12 protein-coding genes, 2 tRNA genes and 3 rRNA genes are annotated in these 21,335 nt (G+C 63.1%); 5 read left to right on the top strand and 12 right to left on the bottom strand.

What is annotated here, in order from left to right:
* The first annotated feature begins 17 nt into the window (after positions 1 to 17).
* A complete protein-coding gene (locus tag ACN22W_RS36205) occupies positions 18 to 1,022 on the top strand; it encodes an AraC family transcriptional regulator (protein WP_419689929.1) in 1,005 nt (334 codons plus the stop codon).
* 90 nt (positions 1,023 to 1,112) lie between these two features.
* Positions 1,113 to 1,283, top strand: a complete 171-nt coding sequence (locus ACN22W_RS36200) for a hypothetical protein (RefSeq protein WP_419689928.1) — start codon at positions 1,113 to 1,115, stop codon at positions 1,281 to 1,283.
* Positions 1,284 to 1,315: 32 nt separating this feature from the next.
* Here the strand turns inward: ACN22W_RS36200 and ACN22W_RS36195 are convergent, their stop codons facing one another.
* The 3 genes from ACN22W_RS36195 to ACN22W_RS36185 form a co-directional block, all read right to left on the bottom strand.
* Positions 1,316 to 2,725 (bottom strand): purine-cytosine permease family protein, encoded by a 1,410-nt coding sequence (locus ACN22W_RS36195; protein ID WP_419689927.1) that lies wholly within the window; start codon positions 2,723 to 2,725, stop codon positions 1,316 to 1,318.
* A 316-nt stretch (positions 2,726 to 3,041) separates the two neighbouring features.
* On the bottom strand, positions 3,042 to 4,433 hold the full coding sequence (locus tag ACN22W_RS36190) for an aspartate aminotransferase family protein (RefSeq protein ID WP_419689926.1): 1,392 nt from the start codon (positions 4,431 to 4,433) through the stop codon (positions 3,042 to 3,044).
* A 95-nt stretch (positions 4,434 to 4,528) separates the two neighbouring features.
* Positions 4,529 to 6,034 (bottom strand): aldehyde dehydrogenase, encoded by a 1,506-nt coding sequence (locus tag ACN22W_RS36185; protein ID WP_419689925.1) that lies wholly within the window; start codon positions 6,032 to 6,034, stop codon positions 4,529 to 4,531.
* A 384-nt stretch (positions 6,035 to 6,418) separates the two neighbouring features.
* Between ACN22W_RS36185 and ACN22W_RS36180 the strand changes: the two genes are divergently transcribed.
* Positions 6,419 to 7,018, top strand: a complete 600-nt coding sequence (locus ACN22W_RS36180) for a hypothetical protein (RefSeq protein WP_419689924.1) — start codon at positions 6,419 to 6,421, stop codon at positions 7,016 to 7,018.
* 102 nt (positions 7,019 to 7,120) lie between these two features.
* The gene (locus tag ACN22W_RS36175) at positions 7,121 to 7,492 is read left to right on the top strand and encodes a nuclear transport factor 2 family protein (RefSeq protein ID WP_419690729.1); all 372 of its coding nucleotides are present in this window, start codon (positions 7,121 to 7,123) and stop codon (positions 7,490 to 7,492) included.
* Between the two features lie 107 nt (positions 7,493 to 7,599).
* Here ACN22W_RS36175 and ACN22W_RS36170 read toward each other — a convergent pair whose 3' ends face one another.
* The 6 genes from ACN22W_RS36170 to ACN22W_RS36145 form a co-directional block, all read right to left on the bottom strand.
* Positions 7,600 to 9,429: a methyl-accepting chemotaxis protein gene (locus ACN22W_RS36170; RefSeq protein ID WP_419689923.1), complete on the bottom strand. Its 1,830-nt coding sequence runs from the start codon at positions 9,427 to 9,429 to the stop codon at positions 7,600 to 7,602.
* Between the two features lie 390 nt (positions 9,430 to 9,819).
* Positions 9,820 to 9,932: ribosomal RNA gene (gene rrf, locus ACN22W_RS36165) — 5S ribosomal RNA — on the bottom strand.
* A 183-nt stretch (positions 9,933 to 10,115) separates the two neighbouring features.
* Positions 10,116 to 12,997: ribosomal RNA gene (locus ACN22W_RS36160) — 23S ribosomal RNA — on the bottom strand.
* A 288-nt stretch (positions 12,998 to 13,285) separates the two neighbouring features.
* Positions 13,286 to 13,361 (bottom strand) — tRNA-Ala (locus tag ACN22W_RS36155).
* 86 nt (positions 13,362 to 13,447) lie between these two features.
* Positions 13,448 to 13,524: transfer RNA gene (locus ACN22W_RS36150), tRNA-Ile, on the bottom strand.
* A 62-nt stretch (positions 13,525 to 13,586) separates the two neighbouring features.
* A 16S ribosomal RNA gene (locus ACN22W_RS36145) occupies positions 13,587 to 15,119 on the bottom strand.
* The 16S, 23S and 5S rRNA genes sit together here with 2 tRNA genes alongside, the layout of an rRNA operon.
* Before the next feature lie 742 nt (positions 15,120 to 15,861).
* On the opposite strand from ACN22W_RS36145, the gene ACN22W_RS36140 reads away from it, so the two are divergent.
* Positions 15,862 to 16,332, top strand: coding sequence for an ATPase (locus ACN22W_RS36140; RefSeq protein ID WP_343492616.1), 471 nt, complete (start codon positions 15,862 to 15,864; stop codon positions 16,330 to 16,332).
* Between the two features lie 189 nt (positions 16,333 to 16,521).
* Here the strand turns inward: ACN22W_RS36140 and ACN22W_RS36135 are convergent, their stop codons facing one another.
* The 3 genes from ACN22W_RS36135 to ACN22W_RS36125 all read right to left on the bottom strand — a co-directional run bounded on the left by ACN22W_RS36135 (position 16,522) and on the right by ACN22W_RS36125 (position 21,334).
* Positions 16,522 to 17,208: a DUF429 domain-containing protein gene (locus tag ACN22W_RS36135; RefSeq protein WP_419689922.1), complete on the bottom strand. Its 687-nt coding sequence runs from the start codon at positions 17,206 to 17,208 to the stop codon at positions 16,522 to 16,524.
* Positions 17,209 to 17,217: 9 nt separating this feature from the next.
* On the bottom strand, positions 17,218 to 17,742 hold the full coding sequence (locus ACN22W_RS36130; RefSeq protein ID WP_048242583.1) for an HD domain-containing protein: 525 nt from the start codon (positions 17,740 to 17,742) through the stop codon (positions 17,218 to 17,220).
* Positions 17,743 to 17,863: 121 nt separating this feature from the next.
* Entirely contained in the window at positions 17,864 to 21,334 is a 3,471-nt protein-coding gene (locus tag ACN22W_RS36125) for an AAA family ATPase (protein ID WP_419689921.1), read from the bottom strand.
* Position 21,335: the final 1 nt, after the last annotated feature.

The following is a 21,335-nucleotide window of genomic DNA, read 5'->3' as shown; positions in this document are numbered from 1 at the left end:
CGGGAGGATGCAGGAAAATGGGGCCGCAGATGATTTCGCCGGATTTCGTCGACGACGCGCTCGCGTGCCTGCGCCGGCAACGCATCCCGACAGAACCTGTGCTGCGCGCCGCCGGCCTGCCGGCCGCCGTGCGCGAGCCCGTCACGCCGCAGCAGTACGGGCGGCTGTGGCTCGCGATCGCCGGCACGATCGACGACGAATTCTTCGGGCTCGCCGCGCGCCCGATGCGACACGGCAGCTTCACGCTGCTGTGCCACGCGGTGCTCGACGCCGGCACGCTCGAAAAGGCGCTGCGGCGGGCGCTGCAGTTCCTGCGCGTGGTGCTGGACGAGCCACACGGCGAGCTCGTCGTCGCCGACGGGCAGGCGCAGATCGTGCTGACGCAGTCGGGTGCGCCGTATCCGGCGTTCGCGTACCGGACCTTCTGGCTGATCCTGCTCGGCGTCGCATGCTGGCTGATCGGCCGGCGCATCCCGCTGCAGCGCATCGATTTCGCGTGCCCGAGCCCCGACCAGCGCAGCGACTATCACCAGTTCTTCGGCGTGCCCGTGCATTTCGACCGGCCCGACAGCCGGCTCGCGTTCAACGCCGCGTACCTCGCGCTGCCGACGATCCGTTCCGCGCAAGCGTTGAAGACTTTCCTGCGCGGCGCGCCCGGTAACCTGCTGGTGCGCTACCGGCACGACACCGGCTGGGTCGCGAAAACGCGCGCGCACCTGAAGGCGCTGCCGGCCGCCGAGTGGCCCGACTTCGACACGCTGGCCGTCCGCCTCGGCACGACGCCCGCGACGCTGCGGCGGCGTTTGCGCAGCGAAGGGCAAAGCTTCGCGGCGATCAAGGACGAGCTACGTGGCGCGCTCGCCCAGTCGCTGCTGCGCGGGCACGCGCTCAGCGTCGCGGAGATCGCGGCCGAGCTCGGCTTCACCGAGCCGAGCGCGTTTCATCGCGCGTTCCGCAAATGGACGGGTACGAGCCCCGGCGCGTTCCGGCGTGACGTGCATGCGGCGGAGGAGGAGCCTTGAATCGCGGGCGCGATGATGCGGCAGGCGGTCATCTCACTGTGCGCTCGGCGAAGGCGGACATCCCGTCGCGCGACGCTGATCGGCGCGGCATTGTCGGCACAAGGCATCGACGCGGCCGCCGCCTACCGCGCGGCGAGCGCGACGCTGCTGCGCAAGCTCACGGCCGACGCGAACCAGGTTCGCGCCGGCAAGCTCAGTCCCTATCTCGGCCTCGATGGGCTCGACGCCCACGCCGAACGCCTGCGCGCATTCGTGCCGTGACATAACGCCTGCGCCATCGCCGCGCCACGAACTCAGCGGGAGATGCCGTCAACGCTCGCGGCAACGCCATGCAGCGGCCGCGAGAACAGCTTGCAGCCCGCGTAGTAGACGAGCGACGTCAGCGACAGTCCGACGATCCACGAGACATCCGCGCCACCGAGCCGGCTCGCCAGTTCGCCCGTATAGAGATCGGTCGCCATGAACGGCGCCTGCGCGACGATCCCGATGAAATACGACCCGACCGCGATCGTATTGAAGCGCCCGTAGATCCCGCCGTCCTGCCGGAAGAACGAATCGACGTCGTACTCGCCATGACACACGAGGTAGTAATCGACGAGATTGATCGCCGTCCAAGGCACGAGCACGTACAGCAGCAACAGGATGAAGTTCGTGTAGCCCGCAAGGAAATTGTCCTGCCCGAACAGCGCGATCGCGAGCGCGATGGCGCACAGGACGATCGCGGTGATCGCCCGCGCACGCGCCTTGCCCGACCACGACGGAAAGAGCGTCTGCAGCACGGTGATGGCCGACAACGCGCCGCAATACAACTCCATCGCATTGCTGGCCGCGATGCCGAACGACAGCACGACGATCACGAGCACGCTGATCCCCTGCGTGAGACCGGTGAGGCCGCTCACGACGTTGCCGTCGGGCGTCGCGAGGCCGACCAGGCAACCGAGCAGCATCGGGAAGAACGAGCCCAGCACGCAGCCCCAGTAGCTCGACCAGAACGCGGTGCGCGGCCCCGTATCGGGCGGCAGGTAGCGCGAATAGTCCGACACGTAGGGCGCGTAAGCGATCTGCCACAGCGCGGCGACCGACATCGCGCCGAGGAAGCCGGACAGGTTCAGCGAATGCTTCGAGAACGTATCGGCCGGCAGCCCGTGCACGAAGATGATCCAGACGAACGCCAGCACGAGCACGCTGCCCGAGCACCAGCTCAGCAGCCGCGCATAGGCATGGATCAGCTTGTAGCCGTAGATCGATCCGAGCAGGCTGATCAGGCCGATCACCACAACGCCGGCGTCGAGCGGCATGTCCGGGCTCAGGCTGTGCAGCGCCTGCCCGCCGAACACGCAGTTCGACGCGAAGAAACCTACATACATCACAACCACCAGCGCGACCACGAGCAGCGCGCCGAACGACCCGAACTGCCCGCGGGTCTGGATCATCTGCGGCACGCCGAGCTGCGGCCCCTGCGCGGAGTGCAGCGCCATGAAGACCGCGCCGATCAGGCTGCCGACGAGCGTGGCGAGCGCCGCCCACCAGAACGGCTGCTTGAACACCGTCGTCGCGAGCGATCCGGTGACAATCGTCAGCATCATGATGTTCGACCCGAACCAGATCGTGAACAGGTCCTTCGCGCTGCCGTGCCGCTCGGTCAGCGGAATCGGCTGGATGGTGCTTTCCTCGAGATGAGCAATGGACTCGCCCTGACTCATGTCGTCTCCTTGTTTCTGTTGTGATGTTCGCGGTTCGCGGGCAGTGGTGGCAATGCACTCGATGTGACGCGAACGCTCTGGTCCGCGTGAGGCATGCGATCTTCAGTTAGTGATTTTTTGTTATTTGCAATCCTAACTACTTAATGAAAACCACCACATCGTTCGATCGTGCAGTTATACCCCTGAAGCCCGCTCTTCGGCGTCTCGGATATCCGCTCAGGAGAAGGCAAGCAACCGGCCAATCTCCGGAGCGAAACCCGCCGACCATTGCGCTCCCGCCCGCCTGTCGCCGGACGAAAGCGCGTCGCTCAACCGGTCAGCAGTCGATCCCGAGCACTTCGCGTGCGGTTGCATCCACCGCCTTGCGCATCGTGCCGACCAGTTCGTCGATTTGCGCGTGATCGATCACCAGCGGCGGCGCAACGATCAGGCGGCCGTTCGTCGAACGCACGATCGCGCCGAGTTCGAAGCCGACCGTCCGGCTGTGCCAGGTCAGATCGGCCTCGTTTTCGAAGCGTTCGCGCGTCGCCTTGTTCTTCGCGAACTGGATCGCGCCGACCGCGCCCACGCCCTGGATCTCGCCGACCAGCGGATGGCCGTCGAATGCGTCGCGCAGTGCCTGCTGCAGATACGGGCCGGTATCCGTCTTGGTCCGCTCGACGAGGCCTTCGCGCTCGAGCACGTCGAGGTTGGCCAGCGCGACGGCCGCCGCGACCGGGTGCCCCGAATAGGTCAGCCCGTGCGCGTAGACGCCGCCCTTCTCGACCAGCGCATCGCCGACGCGCCGGCTCATGATCAGGCCGCCCATCGGCACGTAGCCCGACGTCAAGCCCTTGGCCATGCAGATCAGGTCGGGTTCGAAGCCGAAGTGACGGTGCGCGAACCACTCGCCGGTGCGACCGAAGCCGCCGATCACTTCGTCCGCGCAAAGCAGCACGTCGTACTGACGGCAGATGCGCTCGATCTCCTGCCAGTAGCCGTCCGGCGGAAAGATCATCCCGCCGGCCCCCTGGAACGGCTCCGCGACGAACGCGGCAACGCGATCCGCGCCGATCTCGAGGATCTTGCGTTCGAGCGACAGCGCCGCCTGCTTGCCGAATGCCTTGGGGCTCAGATCGCCGCCGTTCGCATACCAGTACGGTTCGTCGACGTGCGTGATGTTCGGAATCGGCAGGTCGCCCATTTCATGCATGAACGCCATGCCGCCCAGCGACGCGCTGCCGACCGTCGACCCGTGATAGCCGTTCACGCGACCGATCAGCACCTTCTTCTCCGGCTTGCCCATCACGTCCCAGAACCGCCGCACGGTGCGGATCAGCACTTCATTCGATTCGGATCCCGAATTGGTATACACGACGTGACTGAAGCGATTGCCGAGCAGCGCGAACAGCCGTTCCGACAGTTCGATCACCGACGGGTGCGTCGTGTGAAAGAACATGTTGTAGTAGGACAGTTCCTTCATCTGCCGCGCGGCGGCGTCGATCAGTTCCGGCCGGCCGTAGCCGACATTGGTGCACCACAGCCCGGACATGCCGTCCAGATAGCGGTTGCCGTCGTTGTCCCATAGATGGACACCTTCGCCGCGCACCATCACGCGCGCGCCTTCCTGGTTCAGCGCCTTCTGGTCGACGAATGCATGCAGGTGATGGGCGGCGTCGCTGCGTTGATAGTCCTGCGTCGTGCGATGCGGAAAATCGGGTGCATTCATGGGCAAGTCTCCGGTTCGTTTTATGGATAAAAAGCGTGGTCGGGCATCCCGCGGAAGCCGACGCCGCACGCTGCGGCGCGGCCCGCCGCGTCGAATCAGTAACTGATCCAGGTCGTCTTGAGGCCCGTGTACTTGTCGATCGCGTGCAGCGAAAGATCGCGACCGAAGCCCGACTGGCGGAACCCGCCGAACGGCGTCTGCGCGCTCAGCGCATCGACCGTATTGACGGACACCGTGCCGGCGCGCAGCCGGCCCGCCACGCGGTGCGCGCGCGACAGGCTGCCGGTCCAAAGCGACGCGGCGAGGCCGTAGATCGAGTCGTTCGCGAGCCGGACGGCCTCGTCCTCGGTGTCGAACGCCATCACCGACAGCACCGGCCCGAAGATCTCCTCGCGCGCGATGGCGTCGTCATGCTTCACATCGATGAAGATCGTCGGCTCGATGAAGTAGCCCTTGCCGTCGACGCGCGGCGCGCCTCCGCCGATCGCGAGCGTCGCGCTGTCGCGGCCGCGCGCGATCCACTCGCGCACGCGCCGATGCTGCTGCTCGTCGACGATGGCGCCCATCCCGCTCGACGGATCGAGCGGATCGCCCGGCATGAACGCGGCCGCATGCGAGATCAGCCGATCGACGAACGCATCGTGAATCGAGCGCTGAACCAGCAGCCGCGAGTTCGCGGAACACACCTCGCCCTGGTTGAAGAAGATGCCGAAGCACGCCTTGCGTGCGGCGAGGTCGAGATCGTCCGTGTCGTCGAACACCAGGTTCGGGCTCTTGCCGCCGCATTCGAGCCACACCTGCTTCATGTTCGACTGCGCCGCATACTCGAGGAATTTCTTGCCGACGGCCGTCGAGCCCGTGAACGCGAGCACGTCAACGTCGGGATGCAGCCCGAGCGCTCGCCCCGCGGTCTCGCCATAACCGGGCACGACGTTCAGCACGCCGGGCGGCAGGCCGGCCTCGAGCGCCAGCTCCGCGAGGCGCAACGCGGACAGCGGCGATTGTTCGGCAGGCTTCAGCACGACGCTGTTGCCGGCCGCCAGCGCCGGCGCCACCTTCCACGCGACCATGTCGAGCGGGAAATTCCACGGCACCACGGCACCGACGACGCCGAGCGGTTCGCGCGTGACGACCGCGAGATTGCCGGGGTCGGTCGATGCGACTTCGCCGTTCAGCTTGTCGACGGCCTCGCCGTACCAGCTGAACAGTCCGCCTGCGGCCGGCACGTCGATGCTGAATGCGTCCGCGACGCGCTTGCCCATGTTGAGCGAATCGAGCAGCGCGAGCTCCGCGCCATGCGCTGCGATGAGTTCGCCGAGCCGGCACAGCACGCGCTTGCGCTCGACCGGCGCGCAGCGCGACCAGACGCCCGATTCGAATGCGCTGCGTGCTGCGCGCACCGCATCGTCGACATCCGGTGCGTCGCACGACGCGACTTCCGCGATGACGGCCTCGGTGGCCGGATTGATTGCGGCAAACGTCCGGCCGCTTCGGGCCGGCACGCTGCGGCCGCCGATATGCGCGAGCGTTCTCGGGGTAACCTGCGCCGCGAGTCGTCTCCAGTCCGCGTGCTGATGGTTTTCTGCTGAAGTTGGGTTCATTCAAGACTCCGTTGTGACGACCAGGCGCTTGTGCGTTGTTCTCCGCCTGGATTCGACCCGACGAAAGACGCCAGCGGGCATGACCAAGGTCCATGACCGCCGCGAATCGCGGCAGTCGTCCGGTTGCCAAACTGTCGGGCATCAAAAAGAGATTTGAAAGAACAGTTTTTCTTCTCACTGAAGAGGTTATTTCTATTCATCCGGCTGTCGTGCAGCGGGTTTTCCTGCCGCTTCGCCATCCCTGTACCGTTTGTTTGCGTTCGATCGCAGCGGCTTGCCATTGCGATGCCACGTGCGACCCACTGCGACGCGTGGCCGGCACGACGTTGCGCCGCGGCCCGTCCGACCACATACTGGTCGGCCTGTACGAACAAGGGTGCGTCGATGCTGAGTGTCGATCAGGGTGCCGCTTCGATCTTTGGCGTTGTCGGAACTGCCGTATCTTTGCTGGCAGCGATTCCGTACGCGCTCGCGATCTACCGGCGCACCGTTCGTCCGCATCTGTTCACGTGGCTCGTGTGGTCGGTCGTCACGGCGATCGCGGCCGCCGGCCAGTTCGTGGCGGGTGCGGGGCCGTCCGCGTGGTGTACGGCGGCGATTGCCGTCACGTGCTTCCTGACGCTGGTGGCCAGCATCTTTCGCGGCGAACGCGGCTGGACAGGCCTCGACTGGGTTTTTCTGGGCGCAGCCCTGTCGGCCATTCCGCTATGGATGCTGACCGACGATCCGACGGTCTCGATCTGCCTGGTCACGCTGATCGAGCTTGCCGGCCTCGGCCCGACCGTGCGCAAGACGATCCGCGATCCGTGGAGCGAGAGCTTCGCCTATTTCGCGCTGTGCGTGCTCAAGTACGCGCTGGCGTTGCTGGCACTGAGCACGTGGAGTGTCGCGGTCGCGTTCTATCCGGCCGTCAACATCGTCGCGTCGATCGGCATCTGCCTGGTGATGCTCGTGCGGCGTCAATCGCTATCGAGCGCGCGGTAGGTGTTGTCCGTCGGTGCTGTGTCCGGAGTACGCTGCTTGCTGCAACGAGTCGCCGCCGATGAGCGGAACCACCAACCTTCAGAGACCCTGAGAGACCCCGACATGGATGCAATCCGTACCGTCATCGAACCCTACGAAGCCGCACTACGCGCAGCGATGCTGGCCAACGATGTCGACGCGCTCGATGCGCTGCTGGACGACGAGCTGGTGTTCACCGTCCCGACCGGCCAGGTCATCTCGAAGGAGGACGATCTGTCCGCGCATCGCGCGAAACTTCTGCGCCTCGATCAGCTCGATTTCCACGAGACGCGCGCATGCGCGATCGACGAGATGATCCTGACCACGACGAAGGCGACGCTCGCCGGCCGGTTCGACGGCACGGCGTTCGACGGTACGTTTGCCTATACGCGCCTGTGGCGTCGATCGGGCGCCGGCTGGCGCGTCGTCGCCGGGCATGCTTCGCAGGTCATGTAGGCGGCGCCCGGTTCCGGCCATCCGAGCGTGCGTGCGCGGGCGAAGGCCCGGGGCAGACTGCTACGCCTGTCCACGCCGGAGGTAGGCGTAAGCCGGTGCGCGTCTCGTCAAGCGGACTGCAACCTCGACGCACGGCTGTCCTCGAGCTTGAACTCGCCGACCGTCTGCGCGAGCTGGGCAGCCTGCTCGCGCAGCAACGTCGCGGCAGCCGCCGACTGTTCGACGAGCGCCGCGTTCTGCTGCGTCGCGTTATCGAGTTGCGACACCGCCTGATTCACTTGCTCGAGCCCCGTGCTCTGCTCCTTCGCGGCGACGGTGATTTCGGCAATCACGCTCGTGATGTTGCGTACGCCCTCGACGATTTCGTCCATCGTCGCGCCGGCCGTCTGGACGAGCCCGGAGCCCCCTTCGATCTTCTCGACCGACGAGTGAATCAGCTGCTTGATTTCCTTGGCCGCCTGCGCGCTACGCTGCGCGAGCGCACGCACCTCGCCCGCGACGACCGCAAAGCCGCGGCCGTGCTCGTTCGCACGTGCAGCCTCGACCGCCGCGTTCAACGCGAGAATGTTGGTCTGGAACGCGATGCCGTCGATCACGCCGACGATGTTGGCGATCTCGCCGGACGCTTGCGTGATGTCGTTCATCGTCGAGACGACCTCGCTGACGACCGTGCCGCCACGCAACGCGACATCCGACGCCGATTCCGCCAGACGACTCACCTGGCTTGCGGCATCGGCCGAATTGCGGGCCGTGCCGGCGATTTCCTCGAGCGCGGCGGCGGTTTCCTGCAAGCTCGACGCCGCATGTTCGGTCCGGCTGGACAGATCCTGGTTGCCCTGCGCGATCTCGGCGCTCGCGAGGTTGACCGATTCGCTGAACTCGCGGATCTGCAGCAGGATCGTGCTGATCTTTTCGGCGAACAGGTTGAACGCATGCGCGATCTGCGCGGCTTCGTCCGATCCGTCGGCAGGCAGGCGTTTCGTCAGGTCGCCGCTGCCGCTCGAGACATCCGTGAGCGCATCGCGAACCATCAGAATGCGCTTGAAGGCCGCGTTCGTCATCGCGCCGACGAGCGCCGCCGCGATGACGGCGACGATCAGGATGGCAGCGAGCGTCGTCGTCGCGACCGCACGCATGCCGGCCGTCACGTCCGCCTTGTCGAGCGCGAGCAACAGCGACCAATCGGTGCCGGCGATCGGCTGCGCACGGACCAGCTTGGTGGCCCCGTCGATGTCGACCGCGACGGGCGCGGCCGTTGCCTGCAGCGCACCGAGGTGGTCGGCGTCGAGCGCAGGCGAGAGGTCGGTCGCCGGCTTCATGATCAGATCGGTCTTGGCCGACGCGATCACGCGCCCGCTCTTGTCGACCATGAACGCGAAGCTCGCCGGCGTCGGGTGGACGGAGGTCACGACCGAGCTCACGCTCTCCATGAACAGGCTGGCCGCCAGCACGCCCTTCACTGCGCCGTCGCGCACCACGGGCACCGCGAACGCAACAGCCGGCTTGCCGGTCGTCGCATCGCGGTAGAGTGCCGTCACGACCAGATGACCCGCGCTGACGGCTTGCTTGTACCAGGGCCGTGCGGTCGGGTCGTAACCGGGCGCGAGCGGGACGTTCGAGAATGCGGTCTTGTCCGGCAGGCCCAGCGTCAGCACTTCGAAGCCGCCCGACTTGCCGAGCAACTTCAGCGCCGGCAGCGGGTCGCCTTCGCCGATCGCGATCGTGTCTGCGAGCGCCTGGGTTTCCCGGCTTCGGCTGGCCACCCATTCGTTGATCGCCAGCGCGTGCCCGGCGAGGATCGACTTGTGATTCTGGTCGATGGTCTCGTCGTTGTGGTTCTTGACGACGTAATAGACCAGCCCCCCCGTGACGGCCAGCGCCGTGACCACAATGGCGACGCAGGTCGCAAGTATCCGAGCGCGTATCGACGACAGCATGATGACTTCGATCTCCGTAACCACGTTTTTTGAATGGGGTCGCCGAAAGCCGGCAACGTCCTGTTTAACGACAGCGGTTGCAGGAACTTAAGGCCTGACTGGCCAGACCAGTGTGGGCGGCAGATCGGCGGGGACTACGGAGTTGGGTGAGGACGGACTGATTCGGAGAGATCGGACTACCGTGCTGTCTGTCCGTGAGGTGTACAAGGGAGAAGGCGCCAGGAGATTTCGGTGATGCGGTGCTGCGGATCGCTCGAGAACGGCGCGGGCCTGAGTCGACATCATCGGTGCCCAGTTTGGCTACGTTGCCGCTTCGCCGACGCGCACGCATTTCCGGCGCCGGAAATGCAAAAACCCCCGCCTTTCGGGCGGGGGTTCTTGGCTTAGGGAGCCTGACGATTACCTACTTTCACACGGGAATCCGCACTATCATCGGCGTAGAGTCGTTTCACGGTCCTGTTCGGGATGGGAAGGGGTGGGACCGACTCGCTATGGTCATCAGGCAAAGAGGGTTGTCGTGTTGCTTCGCAGCGCGACCAATCGGGAAGAAGCAGTAATTTTGGGGTTGTGAGGTTGTATCTCACACTAACGCGGTTACTCAACCGCTGTACGTCGAGTGCGCTGCACTCGACGTTCGACATCCGTAAGCGCTAAAGCGCTAACGGCTGTCGAAACAGACTTGTTATAGGATCAAGCCTTACGGGCAATTAGTATCAGTTAGCTGAACGCATTACTGCGCTTACACACCTGACCTATCAACGTCCTGGTCTCGAACGCCCCTTCAAGGGGATCTAGTCCCCAGGGATATCTCATCTTAAGGCGAGTTTCCCGCTTAGATGCTTTCAGCGGTTATCTCTTCCGAACATAGCTACCCGGCGATGCCACTGGCGTGACAACCGGTACACCAGAGGTTCGTCCACTCCGGTCCTCTCGTACTAGGAGCAGCCCCCTTCAAATATCCAACGCCCACGGCAGATAGGGACCAAACTGTCTCACGACGTTTTAAACCCAGCTCACGTACCTCTTTAAATGGCGAACAGCCATACCCTTGGGACCGGCTACAGCCCCAGGATGAGATGAGCCGACATCGAGGTGCCAAACACCGCCGTCGATATGAACTCTTGGGCGGTATCAGCCTGTTATCCCCAGAGTACCTTTTATCCGTTGAGCGATGGCCCTTCCATACAGAACCACCGGATCACTATGACCTGCTTTCGCACCTGCTCGACTTGTCGGTCTCGCAGTTAAGCACGCTTATGCCATTGCACTATCAGCACGATTTCCGACCGTACCTAGCGTACCTTCGTACTCCTCCGTTACGCTTTGGGAGGAGACCGCCCCAGTCAAACTGCCTACCATGCACTGTCCCCGATCCGGATCACGGACCAAGGTTAGAACCTCAAACAAACCAGGGTGGTATTTCAAGGACGGCTCCACCGAAACTAGCGTTCCGGTTTCATAGCCTCCCACCTATCCTACACAGATCGGTTCAAAGTCCAATGCAAAGCTACAGTAAAGGTTCATGGGGTCTTTCCGTCTAGCCGCGGGTAGATTGCATCATCACAAACACTTCAACTTCGCTGAGTCTCGGGAGGAGACAGTGTGGCCATCGTTACGCCATTCGTGCAGGTCGGAACTTACCCGACAAGGAATTTCGCTACCTTAGGACCGTTATAGTTACGGCCGCCGTTTACCGGGACTTCAATCAAGAGCTTGCACCCCATCATTTAATCTTCCGGCACCGGGCAGGCGTCACACCCTATACGTCCACTTTCGTGTTTGCAGAGTGCTGTGTTTTTATTAAACAGTCGCAGCCACCAGTTTATTGCAACCCCTTCACCCTTTGCCCGCAGGGGCATCAAGCTACAAGGGCGTACCTTATCCCGAAGTTACGGTACCAATTTGCCGAGTTCCTTCTCCCGAGTTCTCTCAAGCGCCTTAGAATACTCATCTCGCCCACCTGTGTCGGTTTGCGGTACGGTCATCGTTAGACTGAAGCTTAGAGGCTTTTCTTGGAACCACTTCCAATTGCTTCGCTCCCTAGGGAGCTCGCGCCACACCCTTGAATTCCGCGCCCGGATTTGCCTAAGCGCCTTCTCCAATGCAGCGACCGGGACTTCCAACACCCGGACAACCTTCCGCGATCCGTCCCCCCATCGCATCTAACAATGGTGCAGGAATATTGACCTGCTTCCCATCAGCTACGCATTTCTGCCTCGCCTTAGGGGCCGACTCACCCTACGCCGATGAACGTTGCGTAGGAAACCTTGGGCTTACGGCGAGGGGGCCTTTCACCCCCTTTATCGCTACTCATGTCAGCATTCGCACTTCCGATACCTCCAGCACGCTTTTCAACGCACCTTCGCAGGCTTACGGAACGCTCTCCTACCATGCGTGCAAAGCACGCATCCGCAGCTTCGGTATATAGCTTAGCCCCGTTACATCTTCCGCGCAGGACGACTCGATCAGTGAGCTATTACGCTTTCTTTAAAGGGTGGCTGCTTCTAAGCCAACCTCCTGACTGTTTTAGCCTTCCCACTTCGTTTCCCACTTAGCTATATTTGGGGACCTTAGCTGGCGGTCTGGGTTGTTTCCCTCTTGACACCGGACGTTAGCACCCGATGTCTGTCTCCCGTGATTGCACTCTTCGGTATTCGGAGTTTGCTATGGCGGGGTAATCTGCAATAGACCCCCCAACCATGACAGTGCTCTACCCCCGAAGGTGAGACACGAGGCACTACCTAAATAGTTTTCGGAGAGAACCAGCTATTTCCAAGTTTGTTTAGCCTTTCACCCCTATCCACAGCTCATCCCCTAACTTTTCAACGTTAGTGGGTTCGGACCTCCAGTACGTGTTACCGCACCTTCATCCTGGCCATGGATAGATCACTTGGTTTCGGGTCTACGCCCAGCAACTGAACGCCCTATTCGGACTCGCTTTCGCTACGCCTGCCCTATACGGTTAAGCTTGCTACTGAACGTAAGTCGCTGACCCATTATACAAAAGGTACGCCGTCACCCCTTACGAGGCTCCGACTGTTTGTATGCATGCGGTTTCAGGATCTATTTCACTCCCCTCCCGGGGTTCTTTTCGCCTTTCCCTCACGGTACTGGTTCACTATCGGTCGATCACGAGTATTTAGCCTTGGAGGATGGTCCCCCCATCTTCAGACAGGATTTCACGTGTCCCGCCCTACTTGTCGTACACCTAGTTCTTTCATACTGTTTTCGCCTACAGGGCTATCACCTGCTATGGCCGCACTTTCCAGAGCGTTCGGCTAACAATACAAATAAAGAGTACAAGGCTCATCCCATTTCGCTCGCCACTACTTTGGGAATCTCGGTTGATTTCTTTTCCTGCGGTTACTTAGATGTTTCAGTTCACCGCGTTCGCTTCACATGGCCTATGTATTCAGCCATGGATACTCCAAAAGGAGTGGGTTTCCCCATTCGGACATCTACGGATCAAAGCTCGTTTGCCAGCTCCCCGTAGCTTTTCGCAGGCTACCGCGTCCTTCATCGCCTGTGATCGCCAAGGCATCCACCACATGCACTTGTTCGCTTGACCCTATAACGAGTCTGTCTCTCCGACAGTCGTTACAGGTTGAGTTTTCGCGTTGTGCCGTATTCCAATTGAGTCAAACATAGAGTTCGAATCATCTTGAGATACATCGATACAATCACAACCCGGATAGTTTCCACGTCCATCTCAAGACGCTTCCGCTATCCAAATTACTTACTTCTTCCAGATTGTTAAAGAACGACAGCCGATACATACTACGTATCACTCTGACTGGCTCAATCGCCAATGACAAAGACTCGAACAAACTTCATTCGAATATTTGTCATTGAAGATTGGTGGAGGCAGACGGGATCGAACCGACGACCCCCTGCTTGCAAAGCAGGTGCTCTCCCAGCTGAGCTATGCCCCCATGTACAGAGATCCTCAGGTGTTAGCCGGTCGGCTTGGGGTACTCGTAAGCGCTAAAGCGCTAACGATCACCGACACGTCAGACAATGGTGGGTCTGGTTGGATTCGAACCAACGACCCCCGCCTTATCAAGACGGTGCTCTAACCGACTGAGCTACAGACCCCTGAGTCTGTCTTTAATTTACAGCCGATAAGCGTGAGCGCTCAACTTTGCGAGAAGCTCTAGAAAGGAGGTGATCCAGCCGCACCTTCCGATACGGCTACCTTGTTACGACTTCACCCCAGTCATGAATCCTACCGTGGTGACCGTCCTCCTTGCGGTTAGACTAGCCACTTCTGGTAAAACCCACTCCCATGGTGTGACGGGCGGTGTGTACAAGACCCGGGAACGTATTCACCGCGGCATGCTGATCCGCGATTACTAGCGATTCCAGCTTCATGCACTCGAGTTGCAGAGTGCAATCCGGACTACGATCGGTTTTCTGGGATTAGCTCCCCCTCGCGGGTTGGCGACCCTCTGTTCCGACCATTGTATGACGTGTGAAGCCCTACCCATAAGGGCCATGAGGACTTGACGTCATCCCCACCTTCCTCCGGTTTGTCACCGGCAGTCTCCTTAGAGTGCTCTTGCGTAGCAACTAAGGACAAGGGTTGCGCTCGTTGCGGGACTTAACCCAACATCTCACGACACGAGCTGACGACAGCCATGCAGCACCTGTGTATCGGTTCTCTTTCGAGCACTCCCACCTCTCAGCGGGATTCCGACCATGTCAAGGGTAGGTAAGGTTTTTCGCGTTGCATCGAATTAATCCACATCATCCACCGCTTGTGCGGGTCCCCGTCAATTCCTTTGAGTTTTAATCTTGCGACCGTACTCCCCAGGCGGTCAACTTCACGCGTTAGCTACGTTACTAAGGAAATGAATCCCCAACAACTAGTTGACATCGTTTAGGGCGTGGACTACCAGGGTATCTAATCCTGTTTGCTCCCCACGCTTTCGTGCATGAGCGTCAGTATTGGCCCAGGGGGCTGCCTTCGCCATCGGTATTCCTCCACATCTCTACGCATTTCACTGCTACACGTGGAATTCTACCCCCCTCTGCCATACTCTAGCCTGCCAGTCACCAATGCAGTTCCCAGGTTGAGCCCGGGGATTTCACATCGGTCTTAGCAAACCGCCTGCGCACGCTTTACGCCCAGTAATTCCGATTAACGCTCGCACCCTACGTATTACCGCGGCTGCTGGCACGTAGTTAGCCGGTGCTTATTCTTCCGGTACCGTCATCCCCCGACTGTATTAGAGCCAAGGATTTCTTTCCGGACAAAAGTGCTTTACAACCCGAAGGCCTTCTTCACACACGCGGCATTGCTGGATCAGGCTTTCGCCCATTGTCCAAAATTCCCCACTGCTGCCTCCCGTAGGAGTCTGGGCCGTGTCTCAGTCCCAGTGTGGCTGGTCGTCCTCTCAGACCAGCTACTGATCGTCGCCTTGGTAGGCCTTTACCCCACCAACTAGCTAATCAGCCATCGGCCAACCCTATAGCGCGAGGCCCGAAGGTCCCCCGCTTTCATCCGTAGATCGTATGCGGTATTAATCCGGCTTTCGCCGGGCTATCCCCCACTACAGGACATGTTCCGATGTATTACTCACCCGTTCGCCACTCGCCACCAGGTGCAAGCACCCGTGCTGCCGTTCGACTTGCATGTGTAAGGCATGCCGCCAGCGTTCAATCTGAGCCAGGATCAAACTCTTCAGTTTAAACCTGTTACTGTTTTCGGTTCGGTTAAGAACCGGTCGCTCACTCAAAGCTGACAGGAATATGAATTGCTTCATAAACCTGACTTACTTTAGTGTGAGACTCTTGATACTTTTGCTATCTGATCCGAGGATCAGCTCGCTTCCATCAAGCGCCCACACTTATCGGCTGTTAATTTTTAAAGAGCAATCTGCGAGGAACTTCGTGTTTCTCAGCAGCGCTGCGTTTTCAGCAGCAGAGAAGCGAGATTATGAACCGTGTTTCGCAGTTCGTCAACAACTTTTTAACTGCTTCGTTGCGACTGCGGGGTTCAACTTCCTCAGCAGCGCCAGCGTCCGAAACCAGACACTCACACTGCTTCGCTTCCCTCGTCCGCGCCGCGTTTCCGTTAGCGCGAAAGAGGCGTGATTCTATGCACCCCGACCCGTTCGCGCAAGCCCCTTTGTGAAATTCTTTTGAAAAGCCACCGTGCGCTGACGCGCACGGTGGCTTGGGCTCGACGGACCGCGCATCGCAGCGCGAACCGCCCTCCATAGGAAGCGAGGCAAGCCGCTCTTTCGTCCTATATATAGAGACCGGCCGCATTGCATGCTCAACCGCGTTCCGGGCTCGCATCCCCGCCAATCCTCAGACCACCGAACGTGATGTCGAGCCTCCCGGCTTCGACGGCGTGCGTTCGCCCCTCCACCGACCTCGCAACCCCAATCTGCCGAACAAACAAGGGATCTTGCGCGGTCGAGTATCATGCCGCGACTGAACTACGTACTCACATCGACGATGGACAGCACCACTCAATCCGGCGACGCCGATCTTCGCGACGAATATGCGGCCCTGCGCGAGCGCGCCATCATGCTGGAAGAACAGGCCCCGCCGCTCCTGCAGCGCATCTCGGATGTATTGCCGCGGATCAGCGGCGAATCCGAACTGGCGGATGAGCACCGCGAACGGCTCGTCGGCGCGCGCAACGCGGCGATGGTCTCGATCGAAAACTATCAGCAGGCCATTCCTTTCCTGCAGACGGCCGATTCGATCATCGAGCAGATGGACAAGACGCCCGAGCGCGACGAAGACATCGAGTGGCGTGAATCGCTGCTGCAGCGGCTCGATGAATTGATCGACGTCGCGGTCGTGATGATCGACGACGCAGAAAACTACTTCGAGCAGGCACAAGCCTGCGATCTGGCCAGCGTGCCGAAATCGATCCTCGAGGATTGAGCAGCACCACCCGGAAGCGCACGGCACGCCGGCTTCATGCCAGGTGCGCCGGCAATCCCGATGCGTGCCGGCCGACAATCGCGGCCTGACACCTTCGTCGCCAGGCCGGCCGCACACCTCCCGCAAAAGCTCACCTTGTCGCAACGACAAGCCTGCGATCTCCGCCCGCCTCGGGGCCGTGCATCGCAACTACGGTGAGTCGAGGACGATCGTCTCGCTCACGATCGGCACGCGGATATATCCGCCCTCCGCATCGCCATACGCATGCGCGCTCCCGTCGATCACGTATTGCGCCGTCAGCGCGCAAAGCGTCGCGTCTCGCGCATCGACGGAACGCAGCGTCGACACGTCGATGCCCAGTCGCTCCAGCAATTGCCGGCGCTGGTTGCGCTTCTGCTTCGCCGACGCAACCGCCTTACCCAGCATCGCGCAGGTAATCGCGTAAGGATAGGTTTCGAAGCTCGCGCGCCCGCCCGCATATCGCTCGTCGGTGAGCAGCGGATAGGCATCCGCCAGCGCCTGGTAGACGCGCTCTCCCATGAACATCCAGTCGAAGAAGCCGGACGTGCTCGCGACCGCCTGCTCCCGCGACGGCGTCGGAAAGCACGAGATCCGTTCGCGCGCGAGCGCCTGTTCGGCCGCCCGGCGCCCGCTTCCCGCCCACCACAGACTCGGTGCGTCGACGCCGACGGCCACGACGTCATGGGCGAGACACAGCGCCGGCACCGCCTCGGGCGCGATCCGCGCTTCGCGGCAGACGACCGTCGAGCCGCGCAGGATCACGAGATCGCATTGCTTCCTGTCGCCGCCCACATCCACGCCCGCCACGACGGGCGAATGCCGCGTGGCGGATCCGACGGATCGGGCCGATCGCATGCGGGTGCCTCAGTCCGCCGGCCGTGCGCCGTATGCGGTGTCGAAGATCGCCTCGAGACCGGGATGCACGCCGCGCATCGGGTCGACGACCGACTTCGCCCAGTCGAAGTACGCCTGCTTGCGCTCGAGCGGCCAGTCCGCGGGCGGGTGCCGCGCGATGTCGCGCAGGTTGCAGATCTTGTCGGCCAGCTTCACGAGCTTTGCGCGCCGGCTGATGGTCGCCGCATGCTCGACCTGCAGGCGCTTGCGCTCGTCCTTCGGCAACGACTTGTCGTCGGTGACTTCCATCACGATGTCCGCGACATCCTTGCCGAACAGCCGCAGCAACTCCTGCTCGGTCGTCTCGGTATCCTCGACCGTGTCGTGCAGCACGGCAGCGACGATCACGCGTTCGTCCTCGACGCCGGCCTCGTTGGCCAGCACGTCGGCGAGCGCGATCGGATGATTGATGTACGGCGACGCCTCTTCGTCCTTGCGCCGTTGATTGCGATGCTTGTCCGCCGCGAACGCGATGGCGGCTACCAGCTTTTTCATATTCCCCCCTCGTGTGGCCAGTCCCGCGACCGGCAGAACCGGCCGCGGGCATTTCGGAACCGCACATACTACCTGTACGCGATGACCCTTCCCGTGCGCCGGCATCCGCGCGCGCCCCGCATCACGCGCCGGCCGGCGCGCGCTGCAGCTCGACCACGTTGACCCGCGCGCCGAACACGTCCTTCACAAGCGGCAGCAGGTGATCGTGGTGCGTCAGGAACAGCACCTGGGTTCGCGTCGACAGATCGCGCAGCGCGTCGAGCCCGGCCTTCGCGCGCGCGTCGTCGAAGTTGATGAACAGATCGTCGGCAACGAACGGCAGCGCGGTCCTGCTGCCGAGCTGCAGCTCCAGCGCCGCGATCCGCAGCGCGAGGAACAGCTGGTCGCGCGTCCCCTCGCTCAACCCGGCGACCTCGACCGACGTTCCCTTCGTGCGCCGCGCATACAGCGCGGGCGGCGTCCGTTCGGTATCGACGGTCAGCTTCGCGAATTCGCCGAGCGTGAGTCCGGCGAAGATCTCGCCCGCCCGCCTGAGCATCGGCCCCTGCTTCTGGTCGCGATAGCGATCCGTCGCCCACTTCAGCAACCGGCTCGCGGTGGCCGCCTCCAGATACTGCTCGGCCGCATCGCCCATCGCCGCCAGCGCTTCCTGCCGCTTCGACTCGGCGACGGCCGCATTCGCCTGGCCGTCGATCGCACCGAACGCCTGGTCGGCCACGACCTGCTGCTGCGCGAGCTCGTTCAGACGCTTGCCGACATCGCCCAGCGACTGCTTCACCGCTTCCAGGTGCGCCGGCACGTCGACAATGTCATGTTCCGCGACCTCCGCCTCGACGGCGGACCGGGACAGACCGTCGCCATCGCGCACCAGCGCCTCGTGCGCGGCATCGACCGCTTGCCGCAGCTGGCGCTGGCGATCCGAACGCTCGGCCAGCGGCAGCGCCGCGTCGATCGACGTCACGCCGGCCAGTTGAAGCAGCGGCTGGATGCGTGCATCGGCACCGGCCACCGCGGCGGCCGCATCCGCGACCTTGCCATCGGCCTGCCGCACGGCCTCGTCGGCACGCCCGATCGCGCGCGCGATTTCCCTGGCGGCCGCGAGGCGCATCGTCAGCCGGCGCGCAACGTCCGGCCAGTCGCCGCTCGTCAGCCATTCCGGCGCAAGCGCTTCGGCAAGCCGCCGCGCGCCGGCCTCGAGCGCGGCCAGCTCCGCGCGGATCGCGGCGATCCGGTTGCGCGGCGCGTCGGCATCGGCCAGTTCGGCCGTCACCGCGTTCGCGAGCCCGAGCGCGCCTTCCGCCGCGGCCAGCGTCACCGCGCTCGCGGACAGTTTCGCGTCGGCCAGCGCGTCGCGCCATTGCGCGTGCCACGCATCGTAGGCCGTCTGCGCGTGGTCGGCCCGCGACTGCGCGGTCGCGGATCCGCGTTCGGCTTCCCGCGCGCGATCCTCGAGGCTGTCCTTCTGCGCGATCGCTTTCTCGGCCGACTGCACGAAGGTCTCGGCGATCGCGACGAGCGCGGCGAGTCCGTCCGACTCGCCGCCGCGCGACACGGTATGCAGTGCCGCACGCAGCGCGGCTTCGGCACCGGCCCGTGCAGTACGAATCGTGTCGAACTCGCGGTGCTGACGGTCAAGATCGGCCTGCGCCGCAAACACCGTGTCGCGCTTCGCCAGCCAGTCGCCCATCGCCGCCAGCGGCATGCCGGGCACCGCGGCTTGCGTGGCGAGTGCTGTCCATGCGTCGCGATGCGCGGCCAACGCGCGCTCGCGCTCGTCCGACGCAGCCTGCCTGCGCGTCACGCCAGCCCGCGCGGCTTCAACCTGCTGACGCAGCGATTGCAGCGTCGCCGCTGCCTGCGTGGCGCCGAGCTGCGCATCGACGAGTTCGTCGGCGAGGCGAATCGCGTCGTCGACCGCCGGTGCGCCGGTTGCAAGATCGACAGCGCCGCTGCGGATGTCGCCCCACGCACCGTCGCGTCGTGCGCGCGCTGCCAGCACGTCCGCGGTCGTGACGACCTTGTGGTTCTCCGCGAAATGCTTCTCCTGCAGTTCGAGTCGCTCGAGCTCTTCGAGCGCGCCATCTCGCGCTTCGCGCGCGGCGGCAGCCGCGCTTGCATGCTCGCTTTCTTCCTTGAGCAGCACGCCGAGCCGCGCCGCCGACGGCACGTCGAGCGCGCGCAGCGTGTCGACCGGCATGCGCCACTGGCCGAGCGCATCGAGCGCGCCGGACAGCGTCCGTTCGGCGGCAGCGATTTCACTTTCGAGCGCCTGCTCGCGCTGGCCGCTGTTGCGAAAACTTTGTGCGTCGGCGAGCGCCGCGCGCAACGCCTCCGGCACGTCGACGGTCGACACGCGCGCCTGTTGCTCGCGCACCTGCGCAAGCTCGCGCGTGCGTTCGTCGAGCGATTCGCGCGCGCCGGCGAGCGCCTGGTGCAGCGCGCCGTGTTCGCGCAGCAGGCTCGCGACGGTCTTCAGCGACAGCGCCGTCGGCAGCGACGCACGCAACGACGCCTCGTCCGTCGGCCAGTCGAGCTGGGCGGCCGCCGAAAACGCGGCGGACAGGTGCCGCTCGACATCCGCGCCGAGCAGCAGCAGATCCTGCGCGTGATTCATGCAGGCGCCGCGCAGCCGATCGAGCGCTTCGATATCGGCTTCGAGCGCGAGCGTGTCGGCATCGGCGTCGATCGCATCGCGCGCCTGCCGTTTGGCGAGCAGGTCGGCACGCCGTTCCTCGAGTACCTTTTGCTCCGCCGCGAGATCGCCCTGCGCTTTCAGCAGATCCGCATACGCGGTCGGCGGCAATTCGACGACCACGCCCAGTTCGGCCAGCGCCGCATCCTTGACCGTCAGCTCCTTCAGGTACGGCGCGAGCCGCCGCACGCGTTCCAGCTTCGAACGCAACGCTTCAAGCCGACGCTGCTCCGCGCGCGCCTGCTCGATCTGCTGTTCGACCGCTTCGCGCGCGTCCTTGCGATCGACCCAGTCGCGCGTGCGCACCTGGACCGTCTTCAGTTCAGTCACGGCTTCGGTGAACAAGGTTTCGGCCAGCGCAAACGCGCTGCCGCTACGACGCGGCGCCCACAGCTCGCCAGAACGCGCATCGAGATCCTCCCGCACCGGCCCGAGACTGCCGACCCCGGCGGCCGATTCGAACAGCACCTGGCCGAGCTTGTCGGATGCATCGAGAATGCTGCGGCCACCATCAACCAGCCGCCCGTGATCGAGCCCGAACATCTGCTCGAAGAATTCTCGCGTCGCGCCGTCGAGGAGGGCGGCCAGATAGTCGTCGGGCAGCTTGTCGTCGGCAGGTGTGCGCAGCGGACTGCGCCCGCGCGCACGGTGGAACGCGTATTCGCCCGTACCGTTCTCCAGCACGCCGCCGATCCGCAGTTCGGGGGTGCTGTGCAGGAAGTCGAGCGGCGTCTGCAGTTTCATCCCGAACAGCAGCTCCGACACGGCCGTGCGGATCGTCGACTTGCCGGCCTCGTTCGGCCCCACGATCACATGAAAATCCTCGCCGGCCGACGGGAAACGCAGCGTCTCGTCGGTGAACTTGCCGTACTTGATCAGATCGAGCTGATTGATGCGCATC

The sequence above is a fragment of the Burkholderia theae genome, from assembly GCF_048565265.1.
GTDB classification, from domain to species: Bacteria; Pseudomonadota; Gammaproteobacteria; order Burkholderiales; family Burkholderiaceae; genus Burkholderia; species Burkholderia theae.
The sequence above is the reverse complement of the archived record's forward strand: the minus strand, read 5'-3'. Positions and strand labels throughout refer to the sequence as shown.